The organism is Vibrio splendidus 12E03 (assembly GCF_000272105.2).
Lineage (GTDB): Bacteria > Pseudomonadota > Gammaproteobacteria > Enterobacterales > Vibrionaceae > Vibrio > Vibrio splendidus_I.
The window spans coordinates 32,535-58,943 of record NZ_AJZD02000071.1 but is presented as its reverse complement, the minus strand read 5'-3'; the positions used below and the strand labels follow the sequence as shown (position 1 = coordinate 58,943).

13 protein-coding genes are annotated in these 26,409 nt (G+C 47.1%); 7 read left to right on the top strand and 6 right to left on the bottom strand.

Going from position 1 to position 26,409, the window contains the following annotated elements:
- Positions 1-146 precede the first annotated feature (146 nt).
- The 4 genes from A142_RS06740 to hflX all read left to right on the top strand — a co-directional run bounded on the left by A142_RS06740 (position 147) and on the right by hflX (position 4,694).
- Positions 147-1,085 carry a carbohydrate ABC transporter permease gene (locus A142_RS06740; protein WP_019824812.1) on the top strand — a complete coding sequence of 313 codons (939 nt, stop codon included), beginning with the start codon at positions 147-149 and terminating at the stop codon, positions 1,083-1,085.
- Positions 1,082-1,939 (top strand): carbohydrate ABC transporter permease, encoded by an 858-nt coding sequence (locus A142_RS06735; protein WP_019824811.1) that lies wholly within the window; start codon positions 1,082-1,084, stop codon positions 1,937-1,939. The genes A142_RS06740 and A142_RS06735 overlap by 4 nt, the downstream gene beginning before the upstream one ends.
- Positions 1,940-1,945: 6 nt before the next feature.
- A complete protein-coding gene (locus tag A142_RS06730; RefSeq protein WP_019824809.1) occupies positions 1,946-3,058 on the top strand; it encodes an ABC transporter ATP-binding protein in 1,113 nt (370 codons plus the stop codon).
- 268 nt (positions 3,059-3,326) lie between these two features.
- A complete protein-coding gene (hflX, locus tag A142_RS06725; RefSeq protein WP_017060632.1) occupies positions 3,327-4,694 on the top strand; it encodes a GTPase HflX in 1,368 nt (455 codons plus the stop codon).
- Between the two features lie 113 nt (positions 4,695-4,807).
- Here the strand turns inward: hflX and pfaD are convergent, their stop codons facing one another.
- Genes pfaD through A142_RS25620 form a run of 5 tightly spaced genes read right to left on the bottom strand, consistent with a single transcriptional unit; the run spans position 4,808 to position 22,473 of the window.
- On the bottom strand, positions 4,808-6,445 hold the full coding sequence (pfaD, locus tag A142_RS06720; protein ID WP_019824806.1) for an eicosapentaenoate synthase subunit PfaD: 1,638 nt from the start codon (positions 6,443-6,445) through the stop codon (positions 4,808-4,810).
- 38 nt (positions 6,446-6,483) lie between these two features.
- Positions 6,484-12,408: a beta-ketoacyl synthase N-terminal-like domain-containing protein gene (locus A142_RS06715; RefSeq protein WP_019824805.1), complete on the bottom strand. Its 5,925-nt coding sequence runs from the start codon at positions 12,406-12,408 to the stop codon at positions 6,484-6,486.
- Positions 12,405-14,453, bottom strand: a complete 2,049-nt coding sequence (locus A142_RS06710) for a PfaB family protein (RefSeq protein ID WP_019824804.1) — start codon at positions 14,451-14,453, stop codon at positions 12,405-12,407. The genes A142_RS06715 and A142_RS06710 overlap by 4 nt, the downstream gene beginning before the upstream one ends.
- Positions 14,453-22,282, bottom strand: a complete 7,830-nt coding sequence (locus A142_RS06705) for a type I polyketide synthase (RefSeq protein ID WP_019824803.1) — start codon at positions 22,280-22,282, stop codon at positions 14,453-14,455. Before A142_RS06705 ends, A142_RS06710 begins: the two co-directional genes overlap by 1 nt.
- On the bottom strand, positions 22,282-22,473 hold the full coding sequence (locus tag A142_RS25620; protein WP_020628682.1) for a hypothetical protein: 192 nt from the start codon (positions 22,471-22,473) through the stop codon (positions 22,282-22,284). Before A142_RS25620 ends, A142_RS06705 begins: the two co-directional genes overlap by 1 nt.
- Before the next feature lie 530 nt (positions 22,474-23,003).
- Here A142_RS25620 and A142_RS06700 point away from each other — a divergent pair.
- Complete coding sequence (locus A142_RS06700; protein WP_019824801.1) at positions 23,004-23,819, top strand: 4'-phosphopantetheinyl transferase family protein; 816 nt, start codon at positions 23,004-23,006, stop codon at positions 23,817-23,819.
- A gap of 20 nt (positions 23,820-23,839) precedes the next feature.
- Here the strand turns inward: A142_RS06700 and A142_RS06695 are convergent, their stop codons facing one another.
- Complete coding sequence (locus A142_RS06695; RefSeq protein ID WP_029405620.1) at positions 23,840-24,247, bottom strand: thioesterase family protein; 408 nt, start codon at positions 24,245-24,247, stop codon at positions 23,840-23,842.
- A 346-nt stretch (positions 24,248-24,593) separates the two neighbouring features.
- Between A142_RS06695 and A142_RS06690 the strand changes: the two genes are divergently transcribed.
- Positions 24,594-25,589, top strand: a complete 996-nt coding sequence (locus tag A142_RS06690; protein ID WP_019824797.1) for a TRAP transporter substrate-binding protein — start codon at positions 24,594-24,596, stop codon at positions 25,587-25,589.
- Positions 25,590-25,653: 64 nt separating this feature from the next.
- On the top strand, positions 25,654-26,409 hold the full coding sequence (locus A142_RS06685) for a TRAP transporter small permease (RefSeq protein WP_019824795.1): 756 nt from the start codon (positions 25,654-25,656) through the stop codon (positions 26,407-26,409).

Below are 26,409 nucleotides of genomic sequence, written 5' to 3'. Positions count from 1 at the left end.
TGACGGGTTGTGTTGCTTTACAAACCCCCAGGGTGGGTAGGCTCGTAGGGAGCCTATCTACTCTTCACTCCCAATTCTGATATGCGTGATGCTGATGTGGTGCCGAAAGGCAAGCCATTGGCTCGATTGTGCAACAAGGATAAGTTATGGAGCATGTTTTGACTGAGTCGACTCCAAAACCCACAAGGAGCCAGCCTGCACCGAAACCGAGTTTTGCTGACAGGTTGCAACATTGGTTACCTAAGATTGTGCTAGCGCCGACCGCGTTAGTGACCGTGGTGTGTATCTACGGCTACATTTTTTGGACGGCAGCGTTGTCGTTCACTAACTCTCGATTTCTACCGAGCTTCAACTTCGTTGGTTTAACCCAATATGAAAAGCTGATGGATAACGATCGCTGGATCACCTCAATCACCAATCTCGGTGTGTTTGGTTTTCTATTTATGGCGATTGCTATCTTGCTTGGTGTCTGTTTAGCGGTATTGCTTGACCAGAATATCCGTCAAGAAGGGGCGATTCGCACTATCTATCTCTACCCAATGGCGCTGTCATTCATCGTGACAGGTACGGCGTGGAAGTGGATCCTTAACCCAGGTCTTGGCATTGAAAAGTTGATGCAAGACTGGGGATTTACTGACTTCAAATTTGATTGGCTAGTCGACTCCGAAATGTCGGTATATACCTTGGTTATCGCAGCACTTTGGCAATCATCGGGCTTCGTGATGGCGATGTTCTTAGCGGGTTTGCGTGGTATCGATTCTTCGATCATTAAAGCTGCGCAAATCGATGGGGCAAGCTTACCCACTATCTATCTCAAAATCATTCTGCCTTGCTTGCGCCCTGTGGTTTTCAGCGCGGTGATCATCACGTCACACATTGCGATTAAGAGCTTCGACCTTGTGACGGCAATGACAGCAGGTGGCCCGGGTTATTCATCGGATCTTCCTGCGCTATTTATGTACGCACACTCCTTTACTCGTGGTCAAATCGGCCTTGGTGCTGCCAGTGCCATGATGATGCTTGCCGGTATCTTAGCGATTCTCGTGCCTTACCTTTACTCTGAACTTAGGGAGAAAAAGTCATGATGAATAACATCAATTTTGCTCGAATCTTTATTTATTCAGCACTGCTTTTCTTCTGCTTAGTGTATTTAATGCCATTGTTCGTGATGGCGCTGACGTCATTCAAAACTCTGCCTGACATCAAGGCGGGTAACTTAATGAGCTTGCCGAAAGAGTGGGTTTTCGATGCTTGGTATAAAGCGTGGGATACCGCCTGTACGGGCGTGAAATGTGAAGGTATCAAAGGCTACTTCTGGAACTCGTTCCAAATGGTGATTCCTGCGGTTGCGATTTCAACATTGTTGGGTGCATTCAATGGTTATGTAGTGACGAAATGGCAATTCCGAGGCTCGAATCTGTTCTTCAGCTTGCTGTTGTTTGGTTGCTTCATCCCATTCCAAGTGGTGTTGTTACCAATGGCAACCATGCTCGGCAAGATGGGGCTAGCGAACACAACTATCGGTTTGGTGATTGTGCACGTTATCTACGGCATGGCGTTTACCACTCTGTTTTTCCGTAACTTCTACATCTCGATTCCTGATGAACTGATCAAGGCGGCAAAACTCGATGGTGCAGGTTTCTTTATCATCTTCTTCAAGATTTTATTACCGATATCAACGCCAATCATCATGGTGACGGTGATCTGGCAATTCACCGCGATTTGGAATGACTTCTTGTTCGGAGTAGTCTATTCCGGCTCAGAAACTCAGCCGATCACCGTGGCATTAAACAACCTAGTCAACACCAGTACTGGCGTCAAAGAATATAACGTCGATATGGCTGCCGCGATCATCGCCGCACTGCCAACGCTGTTGGTGTATGTCTTCGCAGGAAAATATTTTGTTCGTGGCCTAACGGCAGGATCAGTAAAAGGATAATTACCCATGGCAACATTAGATTTAAAACAGATCCGTAAAACCTATCGCAACGCGGACAACGAAACGTTAAAGGGCATCGACATCAGTATTGATTCGGGGGAATTTTTGATACTTGTCGGCCCTTCGGGGTGTGGAAAATCCACCCTAATGAATACCATCGCTGGGCTAGAAAATATTAGCTCGGGTGAAATCGTGATTGACGGTGTTGACGTGGCCCAGGTTGAACCCAAAGACCGCGACATCGCGATGGTATTCCAGTCGTACGCACTTTACCCAAACATGACGGTACGCGGCAATATCGCCTTCGGCTTGAAGATCCGCAAGATGCCACAAGACGAAATCGATGCAGAAGTGAATCGCGTCGCTGAAATGCTGCAAATTGAGCAACTGCTTGATCGTAAACCATCACAGCTATCTGGTGGTCAGCGTCAACGTGTCGCGATGGGGCGCGCTTTGGCACGTCGTCCTAAGCTGTATCTGTTCGATGAGCCGCTTTCTAACTTGGATGCCAAGCTGCGTGTTGAAATGCGTCATCAGATTAAACGACTGCACCAAAAGCTGAACACCACCATTGTCTACGTGACCCATGACCAAATCGAGGCGATGACCTTGGCTGACCGGATTGCGGTGATGAAAGATGGTGAACTGCAGCAACTCGGTACGCCACAAGAGATCTACACCAAGCCCAACAACATGTTTGTGGCGGGCTTTATGGGTTCACCATCAATGAACTTCATTAAAACTATGGTGGACTTGGATGAGGAACAAAATCCGATAATTAAAGTGGTCGGTACCGCAGATCAAGAACACCACATTCGTTTGCCACAAAGTATGCGCGACCAAGATGGCAAAGAGTTGGTGATTGGGTTGCGTCCAGAACACATTACCGAACAAGAAAGTGATGATGTCTCTGCCTCAACCAAGCTAGACTTGCAGCTGGAGGTATTGGAACCGACAGGGCCCGATACCATCGCAATGGTCAAAGTGAACGATCAAGAAGTCGCGTGTCGCTTGTCACCGGAATTTGAGGTATCGGTTGGTCAAATGGCACCACTGCATTTTGACCTATCCAAAGCAGTATTCTTTGATGCTCAGACGGAAGCGAGAATTGATTTCTAGTTTTTGAGACAGTAGCTCAATGAGAGTCTAAGCTTAAACAAAGGCAGTATCACTACTTATAATAAGTAACGTGATGCTGTCTTTTTGTTGTTTTAGCCTGTTTTATTTCCTCACGAAAACAGAGGGATAAACGAGATAAATGGATTAACTGCAATAATATCGCTAATTAGCCTCCGTTAGCTCTATAAAGCTGACCGAGAACAGCGTAGGATCGCGCTACTTTAGACCAAATACTAGGTTGCACATTAGTGCATAAACAGAAGAATACATGAAACTAACAGCAAAACCCTCAGCTAGTAACGCTTTACTTATTTCTATTACGACACCGGACTTCAAAGGTGACGAAGCAAAAGAGTCTCTTGCCGAACTTGCTCGCTTAGTAACAACCCTAGGGTTTAAAGTGGTCGGTACCCAATCACAACACCACAGTTCAACACAACGACAAAACGTGTTGGGCGCAGGTAAGCTTGCAGAAATTGCACACCTAACCGGTTACCAAGGTTCGATTGAAGAAGCCGAAGATGAAGATTTTATCGATGAATCTTTTGATTTTCGCGCTGGTATCGATGAATTAGATTTTGATGATCTTCCATCTGAAGACGTGGAATTTGGTACTGCTGACGTTGTGGTATTTGACTGTGATTTGAGCCCATCGCAACTGCGTAATGTAGAAGCGCACTTGGGTGTCGAGGTGTTTGACCGTACTGGTATCATCATCGAGATCTTTAGCCGTCATGCTCGTACTCGTACCGCACGTCTGCAAGTTGAAATCGCTCGCCTAAACTACCTAGTGCCTCGACTGCGTGAAACGGCCGATGGTGATAAAGAACGTCAAATGGGTCAGGGTGCTGGTGAAACTTCACTAGAGCTAGACCGCCGTAAGGTTCGTGATCAAATTGCTGCGCTTAAGCGTGAGCTGGTTAGTGTACAAGACGAAATGAAAAACCGACGCACACAGCGTTCGGAGCTTTTCACTGTTGCTTTAGTTGGCTACACCAATGCCGGTAAATCTTCGATGATGCGCGCGATGACTGCAACCGAAGTGAGCGGTGAAGATAAGCTGTTTGCCACTCTAGACACCACGGTTCGTGCTCTTCAGCCGATCACTCAGCCGCGTATCCTAGTGTCAGATACGGTGGGTTTCATCAAGAAATTGCCACACGATCTGGTTGCTTCATTCCACTCAACACTCGCAGAAGCGCACGATGCTTCGTTGCTGCTTTATGTGGTTGATGCTTCTGACGTTTCATTCCGCGCACAACTTGATGTGGTACACGACGTATTGGCACAGGTGGGTGTTGAAGGCAGCGAAAAACTATTAGTGCTGAATAAGTGTGATAGATTGACTGAAGAACAGCAATTAGAGCTGATCGAAGAATTCCCAGATGCGATGCTAACGTCGACTCGTGATCCGCTAGATATTACGAAACTGCACAAGTACATCGTTGGTGTTGCTGAAGAAGGCATGATCGAAGAAGAGATCACGATTCCTTATTCTGGCCAAGGCATCATCGGTGAGATTCGCTCAAACATGAGTGTGGTAAAAGAAGAGTACGACTACGAGTGCATCAAGCTTACTGTACGCTCAAGTGCAATTGATTTAGCGCGCTTGAAAAAGCGTATGCAGAAGTCTTAATTTTGCAGCGAACCTGAAAAGAACAACCAAAAGAAAAGCGACCCGATAAGGTCGCTTTTTTGTTTCGTGTCGCTGAGTAATTAGTTACTCGTCAACCAGCCCATTTCGGTCATTTACGCCATTCTTTGAGTTGGCTTCCAACGTGCTAGTTCTGGGTCAAGTTTGATACCTTGCGAAGTCAACAGGTTAACACGTGCTAAGTAAGCCGCACCGTGCATCAGGTGCTTAGCAAGGTCGACCGCATTACGCTGTTGGTAATCATCTAGGTAGCTGTCTTTTGCCCACGCGTTGAATGCGCCAAGTGCAGGGCCGGCCCATACTTGGTAATCCATTTCACGACCTTGTTCGCCTGTGTTTGACCAGCGGCTAGAAAGCCCCAAGTACCAACGGAAAATCAACGCCATTTTACGCTTCGGATTGCCTTCAGCACGTTCGATCTGTTTAGGGTCTCGCTCGTTGAAGTGCGCAACAGTCCCTGCCCAGATGTCATCCAATGTTGAACGGAATACTTGTTTCTCAAGTTTTTGACGTTCTTCAACTGGAATCGCTTCAATCGAGTCATAACGCGTGTAGATTTCGTAAAGCTTGTTTGCACGCATTGGGAACAAAGTACCGCGCTTAACCACTTGCAGCTTCACGCCCATTTCGAACATGTCTGCCGCTGGAGCCATAGTCACGTCAGCCATTTCAGTTGTCGAAAGCAGCTTACGTGTGTGTTCGCTCGCGCCAGCCTCGACACATGCTTGGTTGATTGAACCGGTAACAATGTAAGCTGCGCCCATGTTAAACGTCGCTAGAGCAGCGTCAGGCGTACCTACGCCACCACCACAACCGACACGTAGCGGAGTTTTGAATTGGTACTGAGCTTGGATCTGTTCTTTTAGTGCCATAATCGTTGGTAGTAAGGTAACCAGTGGACGATTATCGGTGTGACCACCTGAATCGGCCTCTGCTGTAATGTCATCAGCCATAGGAACAAGCTGTGCCAGCTCCATCTGTTCTGTTGTGATTCGGCCTTCATCAACCAAGGCTTGCAGCATTTTAGCTGGAGCTGGCTGCATGAACTTACTTGCGATTTCAGTACGGCTTACCTTAGCAATAACCTTGTTGCCAATCTGAATCTCACCTTGTGCATCGCGGCTAAGGCCAGCGGCACGATAGTGAACGATTTGCGGTGTTAGACCTAAGAAGGCAGAAGCCTCAACCGTTTTTACTTTATGTTTCAAAAACAGCTCAACACTGCCGCGCTCTAGTGCGGGTTCGCTTGGGCTGTGAATCAGGTTAAACGCGTAAGGACCGTTTGGCAGTGCAGCTTGAATGCGGTTAATCGCTTGCTCAACACGAGACGGGATTAAACCCGCCGCGCCAAATGAACAAAGAATGCCAGCCTGACCAAGCGCAATCACTAACTCTTCAGATGAAATGCCGTTTGCCATTGCTCCTGCGTAGTAAGCGTATTTTACGCCGTGGCAGCGACGAAAGTCTTCGTCGCCTAGGCTTTGTGTACCAAGAGCGGGAGCAAATGCGCTAACAGGTTGGCTGTTCGCAGAGCTTGCTGAATCGCCTGATGCAATCTCAGCTTGTTGGCTTACGCCTAGGCCTTTTTCTGGGTGGTTCACTACGTAACAAGCAAGGCTTAAATCTTTCAAGATTGTCGACATTGCTGTGTTATCGAAACGCGTTGTGTTCTCTTCGATCTGCCAAGGCCACGGAGATAGCTTTTCGTTATTGATTGTAGTTTGAGTTGTCATACTAAATTCTTTCCTAATTCTCTGTCTCTAATGGCGACTTATGCTTTCTTGATACCAGGAGCTTTATCGATAGCAGGGGCTTCTTCGATACAAATCGCGATGTCTTTCACTTCGTAAATACGTAGACCATCTTTACTCAGGTTTGCGTCACCAACGATGATGCGTTTGCCGTCTTCGTCTTTAATCGCAGTGATGTGTACATCCAGAGACATCTGTTTGTTCAGAGGGTTAATCTGACCACGGTATTTCCATTTCACTTCAGATTGGATTTGACCGAACTTCGGATTACGGAAGCCAGCGCCAAGATCTTTGTTTAGCGCGTAGGTTTGCATTAGTTCGATGATCGCTTCGACACCTAGAGAACCTGGCATTACCGGATCTTGATGGAAGTGGAACTGGAAGAACCAATCGCTTGGATCAATCGTACGCTCAGCGTATAGGTAACCCAGACCGTTTTTACCACCATCGCTGGTGATCTGCACCGTATCGATAAAGTTCAAGCGACCGCCAGCCAATTGGTAGTGCTCTTGCACTTCACCCGTAGCAGAAACAGGTGCATTGAAGTAACGCGTTGTTTTATCTAGCAGGTTGATGTTTACATCCGGCGTGCGGTTGTTATCAACGTGCCAAGGGTGAGTCACTTTACCGTTGTCCAAACCAAGTTGATCTTTCAGCGCAGCGCCTTTGAAGTAACCAAATACCGCCGTACCTTGGTAGAAAGGCACGCCGTCAGTGCTCAGTTCGAAGCTGAAGCTCTGTACGATATTGGTGCCCATCATTACCGTTGAAAGTAGACGAGAATCGTTGGTAATCGTTTTGCCACGCAAGTCGACGTTACGCAGCATTTTGCCGCTGCCATCTAGGTTGCGGAAAAACAGTTCTTCACCTGGGAAGCCCAGTGTTGTACCCATGTAGCCAGAGATAAATCCGTTTGGCTGCAGTGAAATCTCCATCAATACCGAATAAGGCATCAAGGTGTGGTGGCTGTTTTCATCAAAGTACCATGCGTTTTCTGGCACTTCGTACTCTGCGATACACGATGAAGGCTTCTTGAAGTCGCCACGCTTACCGTCGATCTCAACAACACGAGTGGTTAGCTGCAGGTCGCCACACGGAGTACGTGGCGGAATCATGCCACGGTAGATAGAGAAATCAGGACCGAAACATTTCTCGATATCGCCAGTCGCGAATTCGAACATGTGATAAGGCGTGAACGGAACCGTATCGGGTGTGCGATTTGGGTAATCAGGAGTCACCGGAGCTTCAACGTGTTGAAGAGGAACGACACCTTTGTTTGGTGCAGTTTCTAGGTCTTCAATTTGAGCCATAAGTGGCGCATTTACTGAAGCTTGTTGGTTCACTGCTGGCGTATGGCCCAAGTTTTCGATAGCAGGGGTCGCTACAGCTGTTTCTAAAGAAGGCAGGTAACGAGTACATTCGTCGTCTTCTTTGATCATCACACCCAAGTTTTGGAAATCAACGATCACTTTGCCGTTGAGCAAAATATCGATGTTAGCTTTTGCGTATGGGCGAGGGCTTAGACCAATCTCAGTCACTTCCATGCGGTACGTCAGCTCTGCCGATTGTGGTAGCACCTGTCCACGACAGCGTACTTGTTGAGGGGCATTTTCAAGCGGTTGGAAACGACCATTTTGAACAAGCGTATGCATGCCAAGGTGCATCATGAAGAATTGAAGCAGTTGACCACAACCTTCTGCCATCAAAGAACCAGCCATTACTGAGTCATCTTTGAAGTGACAAGGGAAGTACCAATGCTCAGGCTCTAGCTGTTTGTGACCTTCAATCAGACCAAGTCCCCATGTACCGCCTTGCGGTTCAACACGGCTAACCTTTTCGATCATCATGAACTTCTCTGAGCTGAAGCACAAAGAAGGCTGGTGGCGATCAGATTGGTGAGTTGGGCCAAAACACTCTGTAATGTTTGCAGTCAGCAGGTGGCGCAGTTCTTGGTGGTTAAACTGGGTTTTAGGACAGTGCAACATAGGATCGAAGCGTTGCCTAGTTGCCAGCTTACGAGCCTTGATTTCATCTTCAGTATGAATCACACCTTTGCCATCTGCTAGCTCTTCATCAGTGAAGAAGCCCGCACAGCCGTTATCCATTTTCAGGATCATCTTGTCGCCAACGAAACATTCGTACGAGAAGAAGAACAGCAGCGTGTCGCCATTGCGAGCAAAGCTGTTGATTGAGATATCGTAACGCAGCGTATCGCCACCACGAGGCAAGTCACCAAGGAAAGTTAATGTGCAATCAAGCAGACGATAAACACGCTCACCTTTGTTTTCGAAATCAATACCTAAGTAGCTGATCAGCATTAGGTCACACTGACCAGATTCAACTGCAACAGCCCAAGGGATCTGACCATCAACAAGATATGGCGCATCAACTGGGATGTCGTATTCGGTGGTCATGGTGCTTGGCTTGTACTCGTTAACGGTCGCGTTGAGCTTGGTTACACGAGATACCAGTAGGTAGTCGGTGGTTGGCAAGCGAACGCGGCGCGAGTAGCTATCGATGATCGCGTAATCAGGGCCAAATACGTTCGCAATATCGCCTTCAGCGTATTCAACCAGATCATCGTAATCCCAGATACATGGCTTACGGATAGGTTTTATTGGTGCTGGCGTCGCAAGTACGTTGACTGGCGTTGACTGAACCTGAGCTGGTTGAGCTTGAACAGGCTGAGCTGGTGTTTCGGTTGAGCTATCTAAACCAGACGTAATTGCGTTTAACTGTGCTTTTAATAGCGCATCAGCCATTTGCATGCCTTGGGCACGAGTGTGCAGGAATGCTTTGTGTACCTGTTGAGCTGCTTGCTGATTTTGAGCAAAAGCTTGGTTGTGTGGTGTTACAGACGGCTTTAATGCTGCATCCGTATTAGCGTCGATTTGAGACGCGTCATTTTTAGCGGATAGGACATGAGTCATATTGCTGTGGTTACCTGTTAGCTGACTGTGGCGAGTTGGCGCCAGAGTAGGGGATACTGATGTAGGAGTTTCGATGACTGGCTCTACCGCGTGCTGCGCTAATGCATTCTTCTCTAGCTCTTTTTGCGCAAGGGCTGCTTGAATGCTTGCTGTCGTTGGAATCGACGCCACTCTTGCTGCTTTTTTACCAGAAGCTTTCTGTTGAATCGTTGCCAAGTTGGTCACTGGGGTTTGGGCAATATGTTGATAAATATCGCGACCACCAAGAGTCACTTGCTTAACCAATTGACGTTTAGCATCGCTCGCCAGTTCACTGTTCAAACGAACCGATAGTGACTGAGATTCAACACTCGATTGGCTTAGTAGCAGCTGTGAACATTGTCCTTCGCTGATGTTGGCAACAATCGCACTCTTAGAACTGATATTTGGATTCAGAGGTGCAAGGTTCAGGTTGAGCAGACCGTGTAGCAGGCTTGCCATACCAGAAGCTGCAGAGCAATGACCAACACGTTGACTCGCTTGAGTGGTCTTGGTAACCCCAAAGTTGAGAGATACAAGCTCGTGTGATGAAGATTCTGGTGCATGGTTAAGCTCAAGCAGATATACATCGTTTGAGCTCATGCCGACTTGAGTCAGTAACTCATCAACAACGGCGTTGTTATTCTCGCTTGAACCAAAAGCCAATGCGTTGATGCTGCCGTAAGCCGTATCTTGGTTGCTCACCACTCGACTCTCTTCAACAAGAACAATTGCACCTGCGCCTTCGCCCACATTCCAACAGCCGTCTTGCGGTTGTCCGAATTTTGGAGCAAGTGACACTGGGCTCACGCTGTTCTTCAGAATCACATGTTCTGCACTGCCACTAAGGTCAACGGCTGCAATTACAACGGCGTCCATAGATTCTTGCGACATGAGGTTTTGTGCGACATCGATACAACGAGCAACTGACTGTTCAGCGGCTGAAATCGTAAAGGCAGGGCCGTTAAAGTCCCACAATGAAGAGATACGCGAAGCCATGATGTTGCCGATGAAACTGGTGTATTGGTTCAGCTTGGCTGCGTCCATTACACTGTCCATCGCGATGGTTTCTAGCGATTGGTATTCGTCTTGTGTCAGCTCAATACCCATGTTGGCAAAGCTGTCAGCCAATTGGCTATGCAGGTTTACGCGTCCACGGAATTGGTGCATCTCAAGCTCTGTTTCCATCGCAACTAAAACCGCAACCTTTTGGCCTGCAACAAGCTTGGCATCTTTGATGGCTTCGTCTGCAACTTTCATCAGTAGCAACTGCTGAGAGATCAAACGGTCATCTTCATTTGGCGGCACTTTGAAGCGCAGGAAATCGAGATCGAATTGATCGATGTACGCGCCGTTTGGAATGCCGTGTAAACCAAACTGATTCAGTAGTTCTGGATGTTGGTCTAAGCCTTTCCAGCGTTTCTTAGGCAAAGCAATGAAAGCATCGTTGTTGGTTTCAATCGCAGTGCTTAGCGCATTGATGCTTTGCAGAGAACCGAAGTGCGATGCGAGGCCAGTAATGCTTAAATTAGGCGATTGTAGGCTTGGAGATGCTGACTCTAGAGTCTGGTTTGCATGACCCGTGCCTGAATACGCTTCAAGAAGTAAGTGAGCGTTACAACCACCGAAACCAAATACAGAAACACCCGCGCAGCGCTCTGAGTTGCCCGCTTTACTTGGCCAAGGTTGCACTTGTGTTGGTAGCGTCTGTGAGCCAAACAAACCTTCTGGCGACGATAGTGGCTTGTCCAAGTTAATACTTGGCGGAAGCACGCCTTCTTTCATCGCAAAGATCATTTTCATGATCCCCGGCATACCCGCAGCAGTCAGTAAGTGGCCGAGGTTTGACTTCGCAGAGCCAATCAATGGCGGGTTAGAACCATTCAATTTGTCAGCAAAGAATCGCTCCATTGAGGTTAACTCAACCTTGTCACCTAATGGTGTGCCAGTTGCGTGACACTCAATCACTTCAATGCTGTCTGGTGTTAGGTTTGAAGCCTCGTAAGCGCGTTCAAAGGCTTGTACTTGTCCTTTGCTGTTTGGGCTTAATACGAACTGGCCACGGCCATCGTTCGACAAGCCAATACCGCTGACGACTGCGTAGATATTGTCGCCATCACGCTTTGCATCAGCCAAACGTTTTAGCACTAAAACACCGGCACCTTCGCCAGCAAACAGACCTTTACTATTGCTATCAAACGGAACCGAAACACCGTGGTCAGGGTAAGCGTGGAAGATCGAAAAACCCATGTTGATAAAGAATGGGTCAGCACCGGATACCGCGCCTGCCAACATCATGTCGGCCTTGCCCGTGTTCAAGTAATCACAGGCTAACTTCAATGAATACACTGAGCTTGCACATGCCGCATCTAGGCTAAGTTGCACGTTGCCTAAACCTAGCGCATCAGCCACTAACTTAGAGGCGTTGTGTGCTGCAGCACCGTTGATCGGGTTGAGGTCTTGAGCGTTTTCATTGGTTGGTAGCAATGAAAATTGGTCATTAGCCAATTTACCTTTAAGTGCTTTCTCGACCACCGAGTGATACATCGGCAGAAACAGATCGTTTGAGCGTGTGGTTGGGAACGAAAGGGCACCCATGATCACGCCTGTGCGTTCTAAAACATCGGCATTCAGATCAATGCCAGCGTCGACTAACGCCTTACGACTGGTATCCAAAGCCCAAAGGAAACTCTGGTCGACACCTTTGAACGATTCTTCTGTTAAGCGGTAGCCATTGCTATCGAAATTGAAGTTTTCAATGTAGCCACCTTTATCACAGTAAAAGCGGTCTGACTCACCTTGCACACCCTGATAGCTTTCAGGTTTAGCGCCTAACTTTTCAGCGCTTAATGTGGTTCGAGAATCTTTTTTATTCAGCAAGTTTTGCCAGAAGTCTTTTGGCGTGTCAGCTTCTGGGTATTGGTTAGCAATACCGACAATCGCGATCTTATTGCATTTCACTTGCTGCTTATTTTGAGCCTGATATTGAGAACTCATACTAGCTCTCCTTGATGATTCACTGCGCTGCCTTGAGACACACCACTTAATTGCTTAGCGGTGGTGATCTGTTGTTCTAGCCCTTGAATAAGTGGCTCGACAGACAGTGGAATTTGATGAGTAATGAGCTGACCAATGCATTTGATGAGCGTGACAACATCGTCACCGCCTTTGGCATTGGAAGCGATTGTGCAGTATTGGTCGGCTACGTTGTCGCTACGATTGATCTTGTCGATCAATGTGCTGGTTTGACGATCGGCACCGACTTCTACAAACAGACGAGCACCTTGCTGACGCGCACTCTGAATCAACGCGGTGAAATCCAGCGTTGAACAGAAAGTGTCGGCAATCGAAAGGGCGATGCTGTCACTGTCGATATTGATTGGTGCGCCAGTCGGTAGACCTGCTGCGCTGATAAAGCGGATATGCTTTGGCAACTCGTCGAACAGTGGTTGTGTGTAAAAATCGCGTACTTGGCTATGCTGGCTTAGTGCTGGTGTGGTGTGCATTGCAGTAACACGATTCGCGGCAATGCCACGTTTACCCAGTTTCTTGAGCAATGCACGACATGTGCTTTCACAACCTGCCAGTACGCAAGTGTCACCTTGGATGATAGCGAGGTAAGCGCGTGGGAATTCTGGTAACAGAGCCTCAATCGCTTGTGCATCACTGCGAACCACAAAGCTATTCCATTGGATGCTTTCGTCGCCGTTCAGCTGCCAATCTTGACGCACTGCGGTGAGTTCGCCAGAAATAGCCGTCGTGAAGATAGGACTGGTTTGAGTCATCTCAATCAGCGCATGTGGATTTTTCCAAACATTTAAGCTGGCCCACATGGAGGCTTCACCCTTGGAGTAACCCAAGGCGAAATCTGGTTGCACTTTGAATTCATCACATAGCAGTTGTGTTAACAGATAGCTGCTGCCTACACCTGCAATTGCCAACTCACTAAGAGACATTTCTTGCGAGTCTTCAGCGTAGGTTTTGTCAGCCTGCAACATTTCTTTCAAGTTACCTTCGCGCTCTAAACGAGCAAATAACTGTGGGAAATGGTGGTGAAACTCGCGCAACATGCCGGGATAAACTGTGCCAACACCTGGGTAAACAAATGCAACTCCACCTTTGCTTTGAGGCATCGGTGAGAAACAACTGCCCGCTGGCGTTTTGTATTGGCTATTTTCAGCCATTACTTTTGGCAACGCATTTTCTAGCGCTGTGATCTCTTGTATTGCAGCCTCAGTTGAAGCTGCCTGAATCACGATGTTCGCACCAACGCCAGCATTGTGCTGAACGCTTTGGAAGTGACTTAGGTTTGAATGCATCAAGGTGGCGATAGCAAGTTCGCTGTCCGCCGAATCGCTAACGCATTTAAGCTCTGCTCTTAGTGAAGCTAGCTGAGAAACCAAATTGGCTTGTTCGTTGCCTGAAACCACAAACATCAAACGATCGCTTGATAGCAAGGGTTTTGGTTCTTGCAAACCGGTCGCTTGAGTCAATATCAGGCTGGTGGCTTTTTGGCTATTGTCACTGAAAGTTAACGCAGCAACACGTGCTTTGTTCGGCTCAGTAAACCAGTAATTGTTAGGTAATGAATGGCTCGGCAATGAACGGCTCGATATCGCATTAACTATATTCAACAATTCATCAAACTGCTGCGAAGCCGATAAGTCAGAGTGTTGCTGTTGATGACTTAAATCTGTCGCGGGGCGGCGCGCAATATCCAGAGCTAGCTGAATGCTATCTCCGGTAGCTATATCTGCAAAACCCGCTAGATAAGCGTGTGGATGAATCTTGTTTTGAGCAGCCGTCAACGCGCTCAACATCACCAATGATGGAGAATGAGAATCCAAACAAAGCTTAACAACATTACCTTGATTGACTGTCTCGATGGCGTGAGCAAGTGCTTGATTAAAATTGCCATCAACCACAACAGTAACCATCTCAGGAAGCGAAGGTGATAAGTCGGCAGAAAGCTCAGCCGCGTTTGCTGGCTGAGCTAAAAGAGCGATGCGCAATGGCATCGCTTTATTAGTAGGAACAGTCACTATGACAATTGCTCCTTTTCTGCGTTTTTAGTCGCCTCTTTCTTTGATACTGCTGAGCCAGACTTCGGCAAAAATGCGTCGTTTAAGCTCTTGCTGATGGTGACTTTGGCACCTTTCATTACTGCGCTTAAACGACCATCTTGGTGGTAAAGCGAGATATCAGCTTGCAGCGAACGAGCCGTGCTTTTTATCACGTTCAGCTCTAGCCAACCTTGGTCAGCATTGTGCATTGGTGCGTAACAAATAAACTCACCGATTGCAGACGGTAAACTTGCCGCGCCGTATTTCAATCGAGCCCATACCAACATGGCTTGCAACAGATAATCTTCGGCAAATGGCTGGCTATCGCCAAAGCCTTGCTTAGGAATAAATGCTCCACAGTCGCTGTTTTCAATCTGAGGCAACTGGCATTGAGCCAATAAACCTAAGTCGTCAAAGCGTTCGACTGAGGTAATACCTTGCAGTCTTGGTCCGTGAAACAGAGTGCCGTCGCTGTATAGAGCTTGTGCCGTTGTTACAGGTGCTGAAGTGTTGGCCTCAAAGCGTTTTACTGACGCTTGTTGAACATCTTCAGACACTTGCACAGAGGCAACTTGCAACTGAGCTTGATACTGTGGTCGCCCTTGGCAACTGATCACCGCTTTTAGCTGATCTTTTGATTTAGCATCAGAAGAAAGAACCAGTTTCAGCTCTTGCACTTCATCAGTATCAAAAATCACACCCTTAAGCAGTTTGTAGTTGTGAACGCTAACGTTCACCCCTAACAGTTGCTCTGCGACTTCACGCATCCATTGGATGGCACACACTGTCGGTAACACAGGGTTACCGGCAATGCAGTGATCTTGAATGAAAGGCAATGCCTTTGGATCAAGATGACGTGTCACAGTGATGCTTGTATTCAGCGGACTCTTTGCAAGATGCACAGACTCCGCATTAAGCTTTTTTACAGCAGCTTCCTTGTTGTCAGAACCTTGCATGCTCGTGCCAACCAGCAGTTGAATGCCAGTTTCGTTCAGTAGTTGAGAACTAAATAGCTCTGCACCCGCCTGAAGAGGAATCACGTACACGCCGCGCTCGGTGAACATACGTTTCAGTGCTGCGTTGACCATGCCACCGTCCCACGGTCCCCAGTTGAAGCTCATCACTTTCGCTTGAGGGTTGCGAGCAGACAGCTGTAGAGCCGCTTTGTTCAGGATCTCGTTAGACATCGAGTAGTCACTTTGGCCTGTGTTTCCGTAGAAACCCGCCGCCGAAGAGAACATCGCAATCAGTTTTAGCTTACTGCTATCAAGACCACCAAGAACCGCTTCTAATCCACCCACTTTGGTGCCGTAAACCATGTTCAGCTCATCAAGCGTTTTGTCTTGAATGTGCTTATCAGCCAGTACACCTGCACCGTGGATAAGACCTGTGATGCCTTCGAAATTCGCCAGCGTTTTCGCTACTGACTCATGGTTTGATACATCTAGGCTTAGGTATTCAGCGCTCGCGCCAATCTCATTGAAAGCGGCAAGTGCTGCGTTGATTTCAAGGCTGCTCAATACAGGTTTTAGTAAGGCATCAACTTTTTTCGGCGTTGGCTTGTCACCTGTTGCTTGTAGGTGAGCGATAGCCGCTGGTTTTAGCTCTTTCTCTTGCCTGCCTTGTGCCCACTGAGGTAGCTCAGCTGAAGTAATATGCTTACTACGACCTGCAAGAATGAAATGAGACTTACATTGCTTAGCAAGCGTCAGTGCACATTCAAACGTCACGCCTTTAGCGCCACCCGTTACGAGAACTTTGTCGCTCTTGGTGAGTTGAGCGCCTGTGTTTTTGGTTTGTGCAGCACCTGGTGTTGCAGCAATCAATGTTGCACGACCAGATTCACCGTTTTCCGCATGGCTAAGGCCGATTTCAACCGTGTTGGTATCGATATCGAACAGTTCGCCTGTAATAGCCTCAGATAGGTGACGAGCATCAATAGAAGCGTCAGCATCTAATGCACGGCAGAACACGTTTGACCATTCATGGCTCAGTGTCTTAGTTAGACCAGACAACGCGGCTTGGTTAAGTTCTGCATTTGCTAATTGCTTAGTATCTAGGTAACCAAAGCCACCATCGATACGGCTTAGCGTGAAGAACACGCTGCGACCTGAAACGGCATTCAGTTGGCCATTTAGGTGCTTCGCGAATAAGAACGCTGTGGTTAGTGAAGCTCTTGAGTCTGCATTTAAGTTAACCGCTTGCTCGTTGCTTTGTTTCGCATCAACGATAGCTTGTAAATGAATGAAGCCAGCAATCACTTTGTTCGACGTTTTAAGGTCTGCTTCGATGTCATTAATCACAGCTGTCACACCATCATCATCGATACTGTTAAGTGTGTAGCTTGCGATTTCACTGTTTAAAGGTGACGCGGCAGAAAGAGCACTACGCACTACAGCAACTTGAATGCCGTTAGCGGTCAACTTTTCTGCTAGAACACCAGCGTTGTGACCATCATCTGTGATCACGACACAAGCGTCTTTTGAGAAACAATCGACGAGTCTATCTGCCGCTGGTAGCTTTTTTAGCGCTACCTCATTGTGTGGAGGAAGTTCCGCTGTCGCTGTTTCTGCGATAGGCGTTACTGATTCAGCTTTTGGAGTCGCTACGGGTGCAGCAGCGGATAGCTTGCTTTGCATGTAAGTAACGATTTCACCAAGCGTACGACACTCAGCTAAGTCTTCAGGGTTTAGCTCTGGCAGCGTTGGTAGCTGGTCTTGAACTGTACCTAGGATCTCAACGCGTTTGATAGAGTCGATACCAAGGTCTGCTTCCATGTCCATCGCTAGGTCGAGCATTTCTGCGGGGTAGCCAGTTTTATCGGCAACCACTTCCATCATGGTTGATTGAACATGAGCAGGGTTTAGGTCGTTGCTTGCGCTTTCTGCAGCAGGAGCTACTGCAGCTGCTTCCGAACTAGGAGCTAACTTGCTGTTCATGTAGTCAACGATTTCGCCAAGAGTACGACACTCAGCTAGATCTTCCGGGTTCAGCTCTGGCAATGTTGGTAGCTGGTCTTGAACTGTACCTAAAATCTCAACACGTTTGATTGAGTCGATGCCAAGGTCTGCTTCCATGTCCATTGCTAGGTCGAGCATTTCTGTTGGGTAGCCAGTTTTATCAGCCACTACGCTCAGCATTGTGCTTTGAACTTGTTCTGCGTTTAAACCGTTTGATAATGCTTGCGCTGGTGCAGATGCTTGAGCTGCTACTGGAGCAGAAGCTGGAAGCTTACTGTTCATGCTTTTAGTATTCATGTAAGCAACAATTTCACCCAGAGTACGACACTCAGCTAAGTCTTCAGGGTTTAGCTCTGGAAGAGTCGGTAATTCGTCTTGTACCGTACCTAGGATTTCAACACGCTTGATTGAGTCGATACCAAGGTCAGCTTCCATGTCCATTGCTAGGTCTAGCATTTCAGTCGGGTAGCCCGTTTTCTCTGCGACTACTTCTAACATGGTTTTTTGAACGACAGCTGCATCTAAACCGCTAGCTGCTTGAACTGAAGTCGCTGCAGTTTGAGCGACTGCAGGAGCCGAAGCTGGAAGCTTGCTGTTCATGTAGTCAACAATCTCGCCAAGAGTGCGACACTCAGCTAAGTCTTCAGGATTTAGCTCTGGAAGAGTAGGCAGTTCATCTTGAACCGTACCAAGAATCTCAACACGTTTAATTGAGTCGATACCAAGGTCTGCTTCCATATCCATCTCTAGATCAAGCATTTCCGTTGGGTAACCCGTTTTCTCAGCAACCACTTCTAGCATGGTTTGTTGAACGACTTTCGCATCAAGACCGTTAGCGGCTTGAACAGGAGCGGCTGCGCTTGGCTGTGCTGCCACAGGCGCTGATGCTGGCATCTTGCTGTTCATGTAGGTAACGATTTCACCAAGAGTACGACACTCAGCTAAATCTTCAGGGTTCAGCTCAGGTAGGTTCGGCATTTCGTCTTGAACGGTACCAAGGATCTCTACGCGCTTGATTGAGTCGATACCAAGGTCTGCTTCCATGTCCATTTCTAGATCAAGCATTTCCGTTGGGTAACCCGTTTTCTCAGCGACCACTTCTAGCATCACTTTTTCAGCATCGGCTGTTTGTACTGCTACTGGTGCAGCCACAGGAGCTGGTTGTGCTTTTACTGGCACAGGCTGAGCTGCAACCGGTGCTGCTGCTTGAGCGACTACTTGTGGTGCAGGCACGGCTTTCTGGACTGGAGCTTGCTGAACTGTTGTATTTTGAACTGGCGCAGCCTGTACAGGAGCAGTTTGTACTTGAGCTACAGGCTGTTGGACGATAGCTGCTGGAGTAGTTGGAGCTTGAATCGCTGGTTGAGCATTTACTGGCGCAACGAAGGTTGGTTGTGCCGTTTGTACTGAACCTTGCGTCAGCATATTAAGTGCTGAGTTGTTGCTGTGCGCTTGCATTTCTAGGTAATGAGCGTGCGCTTTTAGCGTTTCAGCTTGGTGCTGGTGGAACATTTCCATAGAACGCTGTAGGTTCTCAGGAATTGCTACGCCTGCTGTTGCCATTTTCGCTTGCTCAGACATTAGGGTGTTGAATGTGTCACCGTATTGCTGAGGAATCGCCAAGAACTGCTGATGTACTTCTGCTGCTTGTTGTTGAGCATTGAAGAACGACTGCAGTGAAGATTCATCTACCGTTACTTGAGCTGTTGGCTGAATAGTTGCTGGGGCAGTTTGAACCACTTGAGGCTGCTGATCTGCTGCTACTTGTGCGCTTGGTGCTGGAGCAACTGACTGTTGTACATTTGAAGTTTGAGGAGCAGCCACAGGTACTTCAACGATTTCTGTTTTAATCACTTCTTTTTCCACGATTTTCTCGACTTCAACTTTCACTTCAACAATCTCAGTCTTTTCGGTGACGTTGCCCGAAGCCAATGATTGATCCATCTTCTTACGAGTAGCTGGGCTGATGTAGTTGGTTGCATTCAGCTTGATGTTCATTGGTGATGCCTTTGCAGGTTCAGCAATGTCAGCTTGGTAAGGGTCAATGTTGTCTAATGAAACACCTGCCACGCACAGTTGAACCGCAGCTAAACGAAGCTGTTGGTCACTGTCGCCTTTAGGGCTTGGGTTGATGCTGATTGCGTAAAGCTCTTCGTTCTTATCAGCCAATGTTTTCTCAACCAGCTTTTGAAGGATGTTTTTCGGACCGAACTCTACGAATACGCGCGCACCGGCTTCATACATCGCTTCAATTTGCTCGCTGAAACGAACCGATTGCAGCATGTGCTGTTTGAATGCTTTCTTAATTGCTTTAGCGTCTTTGCTGTGCAGTTTGCCTGTTGCGTTTGAGTAAAGCGGCAGCGTTGGAGCACTGAATGCAGCTTTATCAATTGCCGCAGCAAATGGTTTTTGAGCGTGGGCAACAAGCGGTGTGTGGAAAGCACCAGATACTGGCAGAGCAATCGCTTTGAAGCCTTGTTCTGTTAGCGCTTGTGCTGCTTGTTGAACCGTCGCAGTTGGACCTGCAATAACCAGTTGAGTCGGAGCGTTGTAGTTGGCAATGCTCACGCCTTCGAATTGACTGATGCAGCTTTCAACGGCTGGAAGCTTGTCTGCGTCTAGGATGACCGCAAACATAGTACCGCTGTCGCCTTGTTCTGGTGTCGCCGCCATCGCATCGCCACGAGCGAAAGCTAACTGGTAGTAATCGTCTTGCGAGATAACACCCGATGCACATAATGCGCTTAGCTCACCAAAGCTGTGGCCTGCAACCATGTCTGCTTTGAAGCCAGCTTGAGTCATGATGTCGAACTGACCCATAGACACAGTACCAATTGCACTTTGAGCATTGGCCGTGTTGGTTAACACAGCTTCTTGAGCTTTGCTTGCTTCTGGTGTGAAAGTTGGAATTGGGAACAGAATTTGCGATAAAGCCGTCTTCTTGTGCTGACCAAATACTTGATCCGCTTGAGCAAGCTGTTGACGCATTTCAGGGTAGTGACACGCAAGCTCACGGCCCATATTTAGGTATTGTGAACCTTGACCTGCAAATAGTGCCGCTACTTTGCCTGCACCGTTTTCAGCAATCAGTGCCGACTCACGGTAGCTAGTACCGTTTGGCATTTGCCAATGTGTTTTGGTTTGGCTCTCAAGCATTGAAACGGCTTGAGTCAGCTGCGCTTGAAGGTCTGCTTGGTCAGTGACAACTAAACCAAGACGAGCATGCTCAGTATTTACTTCACGTAGAGCATGTTGCTCAGCAAGTGCTTCCAGTTTGAACGTAGCGTCTGCAGCTTGAGTTGAAACTTGTTTAAGCTCATTGATCAGTGCTTGACGAGATTCCGCGCTAAATAACAGAGTTTGCGGTACTTGGCGCTGACGGTATTTGTCACCGCGAGCGTGCTCTGGCGTGTACTCTTCCAATACGACGTGGAAGTTAGTGCCACCAAAACCGAATGAGCTGATACCTGCACGGCGTGGTGTACCGTCGACACGTTGCATCCAAGGACGCGTTTGCGTGTTTAGGTAGAACGGTGAGTTCTCGATATCCAACTTCGGATTCGGAGCCGATACGTTAATCGTTGGCGGCAGTACTTTGTGGTGTAGTGCCAGTGCCGCTTTGATTAAACCTGCAGTACCGGCGGTTGACTTGGTGTGACCAATTTGAGATTTCACAGAGCCTAACGCAATGTGTTGCTTCTCTTCATTGTTCTCACTGAATACTGAGTTTAAGCCACCAAATTCAGCAACGTCACCTGCCGCTGTACCTGTGCCGTGCGCTTCTAAAAGGCCAAGCGTGTGCGGTGCGAAACCAGCATCATCGTAAGCACGTTTTAGCGCTTTTGCTTGTCCTTCAGGGCGAGGCGCGTAAATACTCTTGAACTTACCATCCGAAGAAGAACCGACACCTTTAATCACTGAGTAGATTCTGTCGCCATCGCGCTCTGCATCTTCAAGTCGCTTAAGAGCAACCATGCCGATGCCTTCACCAATCATCATACCTTTTGAGTCGATGTCGAAAGGTTGAATGGTTTCATTGGTGGTAAATGCAGGTGTTTTAGAGAAGCTCATGTACATGGTTGGCGAGTTATCAGTACACACGCCACCCGTGATCATCATTTCACTGCGGCCTTCAACCAGCTCACTCAGGGCCATGCGCATTGCGGCTAGAGAACCTGCACAAGCAGCGTCTACTACACAGTTGATGCCACCAAGGTCAAAGCGGTTAGCGATACGACCTGAAATAACGTTACCCAATGAACCAGGGAACGAGTTCTCTTCCCAGTGGATGTATTGGTCTTGGAACTTTTTGATCAGCATTTCGCTGTCTTCGTCGTTGATACCACTGCTCTTGAATACTTTTTTCAAAACAGGGTATTGAAGACGAGCATTTAGGCTTTGAGCGATCTTCTGACCACCACCCACACCGAGCGTAATACCGATCTTATCGCGATCGTAACCTTCAGGCAGCTTGGCATCTTCAAGTACTTCTTTTGCAACGATCAGAGAAAGCAGCTGTGAAGTATCAGTCAGTTCTAGGATGTTTGGCGGAAGGCCGAACTCCATAGGGTTGAAGTCAACTTCTGGGATGAAACCACCGCGCTTACAGTAAGATTTGTCTGGCGTTGTACGATCTGAATCGTAGTAATCTTCTGGACGCCAGTGCGTATCAGGCACTTCGGTAATTGCATCGATCTTTTCGCTGATCAAATCCCAGAACTTGTTTAAGTAACGAGAGTTCGCAAACATGCTTGCCATTCCAACGATAGCAATAGGCATGTCTTTAAGACGTTTATTAAGTCGAGTGTCGTCGACTGATTCCGGTGTATTTTTTTCGGGTTGGCTCATTATGAGTCTCCACTAGAAATCACAGAAAGTGATGTCGTGTTTTGAGGCTGCGCTTTTAAAGCTATAGAAAGAAAATCTGAAACAGACTTAGGGAAGCGCAGCTGAAAATTCAGGTTGCTGAGTGGTGGCAACCAGATAGAAATTAGGCTTTCGAAGTGCGTTGACTTACGAGAGTAGGGGAGGTGTTTCATGCGCGACGGTGGCATTCAAATGTTGAGGCGATGTCCATTAAAATCCTGTTCAAAGTCTGACTAAATGACAAGTCGGTATCCGCAAAGAAAACGTGTGAATTTGTTTAATGGTTGAGCAGGCTACCCGAGGTGAGTGGTCGATACAATGCTCCCAGAGGCCACTATGATCTGTTCAGACCAGATGAAATTTGTGTGTTTTTGAATTTTGTATTTTTAATGTAATTAACTTGTTGATAATTAATGGGTATGGCTTATTTTTTAGTGTTTATACTCTATATTTTGACTTGGTGAGATCTATGTCAGATTTTTGTAAGTAACATTTAATAGATGCCTGTTCCGTAAGGCTAAGTGTGATCTGTGTTTTAATTTGTTATTATTTGAAAAATTAGTTTTAAGTCCGCATATGAAGGGTGTTTCCTGCCCAAATTCTCTATGTTTCTCTCAAAATATAGGTGAGTTAAATTTGTTCGTTTTGATGTTTTATTGATGGCTTTATGAAGAGTGGTTTTTAAGAAGTGAGTGCTAGAAAGATGGAAACACCAGTCGTTGATTTGTGGCTTTGTTCTCTAAGCGATTTGGATAAAGGTACTGAGCATGTGTCGCGCCTCAAACAGAAACTTACCGACGATGAAGTCGCCAAGGTTGAACGTTATCGAATGCCTTCATCTCAGATCCAAGCGCTCTATGTTCGTAATTATTTGCGAGAGGTGTTGTCGTTCTACTCTGATTTAGCGGCTGAAGAGTGGCGGTTTGAGTACGGTGAGAAAGGCAAGCCAAGCTTGATCGCAGAGCAGCAATACAAAACCGGACTGAATTTCAATATTAGCCACAGCCAAGAGCATTTACTGATTGCTGTCTGCCAAACGAAAGGGCAATCACTACAGCTTGGCGTGGATATTGAACATGCAAGAAGCTCGACCAACATAGCGGCGATTATGAAGCATTACTTTTCAGAGTTTGAGATTAACGATTTACTCGAGCTGGATGAGCTATCTCAAAGAGAACGTTTTTTTGATTTGTGGGCATTGAAAGAGTCTTACATCAAAGCGACAGGAAAGGGATTGGCCACATCATTGAAAAGTTTTTCGTTCGATTTCTCTAATTTGACCAAGCAAGTAGTGGAACTCGGCTCATCGGATGCTAAATCAGGCTTGGATAGCGAAATCAGGCTACATAGCGGGATTGGGTTGAATTTGGATTCTGCTCAACAAGACGATAGCTCTACAGATTGGCAGTGTTGCTTAGGTCGGTTGGATGAACAGTATCGGTTTGCGGTGACGCTTGGCGGGAATTTGCTACCCATGCAGATAGAGATGAGAACCTTTTCGTCGTCTCACCTCTTTTAAGCTAGCTTGGTGAGGGGAAGTTAGCTCGTTTCGCCAAGCATCGCTTTTAATACTTCAGCGGGTACAAGCTGAAGTTGTTTGTCTTTATCTAGGCAAACCATCTCGATATCACCAATCACGGCGGGTTTGGTCGCATCTTTACGCCATACCTCTTGTCGCCATAAGGTTTTGTATTTGCCATCGATTTCAAAAGAGGTTCGGATGTCGCAGATCTCAGCGAACTCAACCCCATCTTGAAAAGTCATGTTGGCTTTATAGACCGCAAAACCTAGTCCATGCTCATTCCACAATTCCGCCAGTTTATCGCTACCCAAGACGTGTTCGCGTGCACGCTCGAAGTATTTAAGAAAGTTAGGGTGATAAACCACACCAGAGTGATCGGTATCTTCATAGTAAATTTGTACTGGGTGATGGTAGATCTGACTCATGGGTAGCAACTCTTGGTAAGTAGTGGGACAGTAAATCTGGCTAAGTTGTGCAGCACTCTACAGGATAGGTCGAAATTACTTCAAGACATCATCGGTAATGTGGCTTTTGGTCAGACCTCATTCATTACTATTACATTGGTCAGCTTCCACCCATTTACAAATATTCTATGTGTCATTTTCCACCCATTAATTTTTGTAGCGAGTTAGCGACAACTGCAAGCAGATCTGATGAAGCCTTGTGGTTAAAGGCTTGTTAATGAATTGTGTTAATGTGGCTCGCTAATTGCCTTAGTGAAAGCACGCAGTTCCCATTGAAGGGCTGCTTTGTTTACTAAGGAGAATAATAATGTTTAAGCCTCTTACCCTGCTGTCTGTATCTGCTCTGGCGCTCACAAGTTTTAATGCTGCTGCAAACTGTGACCCTGGTGAAATAGTGATTAAATTCAGTCACGTAACCAATACCGATAAGCACCCGAAAGGCATCGCCGCTTCTTTACTGGAAGAGCGAGTAAACACGGAGATGAATGGCAAAGCTTGTATGCAAGTTTTCCCTAACTCAACACTTTACGATGATAATAAGGTACTGGAAGCCCTGTTAAATGGTGATGTTCAAATGGCGGCGCCATCGCTGTCTAAATTTGAGAAATTCACTAAGAAATACCGCATTTTTGACCTTCCTTTCCTATTTGAAGACGTAGAAGCCGTTGACCGTTTCCAAAACTCAGAATCTGGTGAAAAGCTGAAGAACGCGATGAAGCGTCGTGGCCTGCAAGGTCTCGCGTTTTGGCACAATGGCATGAAACAGATGTCGGCGAACAAACCTCTTATCAGCCCTGAAGATGCAAAAGGTTTGAAATTCCGTGTACAAGCATCAGACGTATTGGTGGCTCAGTTTGAACAACTAGGCGCTAACCCACAGAAGATGTCTTTCAAAGAAGTGTACGGTGGCCTGCAAACCAAGGTTATCGATGGCCAAGAGAACACATGGTCAAACATCTACGGTAAGAAGTTCTTTGAAGTACAAGACGGCGTGACTGAAACCAATCACGGTATCTTGGATTACCTAGTTGTAACGTCAAACGCCTTCTGGAAAGACCTACCTGAAGATGTACGCACACAGCTTGGCACTATCGTTCAAGAAGTGTCTGAGACGCGTAATGCAGAATCTTCAAAAGTTAACCTAGCGAACAAAAACAACATCATTGAAGCGGGTGGTGAGGTTCGTACACTTACGCCTGAACAGCGTGAAGCATGGGTAGCTGCACTTCAACCAGTATGGAAGAAGTTTGAAAAAGACATCGGTTCAGACCTTATCGATGCAGCGTTAGCTTCAAACCAATAACACCGCTAAGGGAGTGGCGAGTATTCGTCACTCCTTATTAAAACAATTATAAGCGGAGTCAATTATGGAAAAGCCTCAAATGGAACAACCAAATTCTAGCGAATCAGCACTGGAAACCTCTCTTTTTTCCAAAGTCGGAAGAGTTACGGATGTGATTGAAGAGTCATTAATCGCATTTTTCCTTGGCGCAATGACGCTACTTACTTTTGCCAACGTGGTATTCAGATACGCATTCAATGGCAATATCTTGTGGGCATTGGAACTGACGGTATTCATGTTTGCATGGATGGTACTGGTTGGCGCTTCTTACGGCGTTAAAAAGCACTTTCACATTGGTGTTGATGTCATCATCAACCTTGCCCCTGAAAAGCTACGCAAAGTGTATGCGTTAATTGCCGTCACTAGCTGCCTTGCCTTTTCAATCTTACTTCTCATCGGCTCATGGAATTATTGGTACCCATTCGCGACTGATCGCGCATGGTATGAAACCGATGATATTCCAATGCCAGAGATACTGCAGTTCTTAGCTGACTGGCTGAATGAAGGTGAGCGATACGAGAAACTACCACGCTTTATCCCTTACATGGCGTTGCCGATTGGTATGGCATTACTAACGTTCCGATTCATCCAAGTTGCTTACCAAGTTGTGACGGGCAAACTCGACCGCATGATTGCAGGCCATGAAGCCGAAGAAGAGTTGGATGCGTTGAAAGCGGATGTACTTGCGGGTTCTGACGAAGACGCGACTGCAGTATTGGATTCGACTACGAACAACAAGACCAGCGCGTCGGGTACAAAGCCTAACGGTAAGGAAGACTAA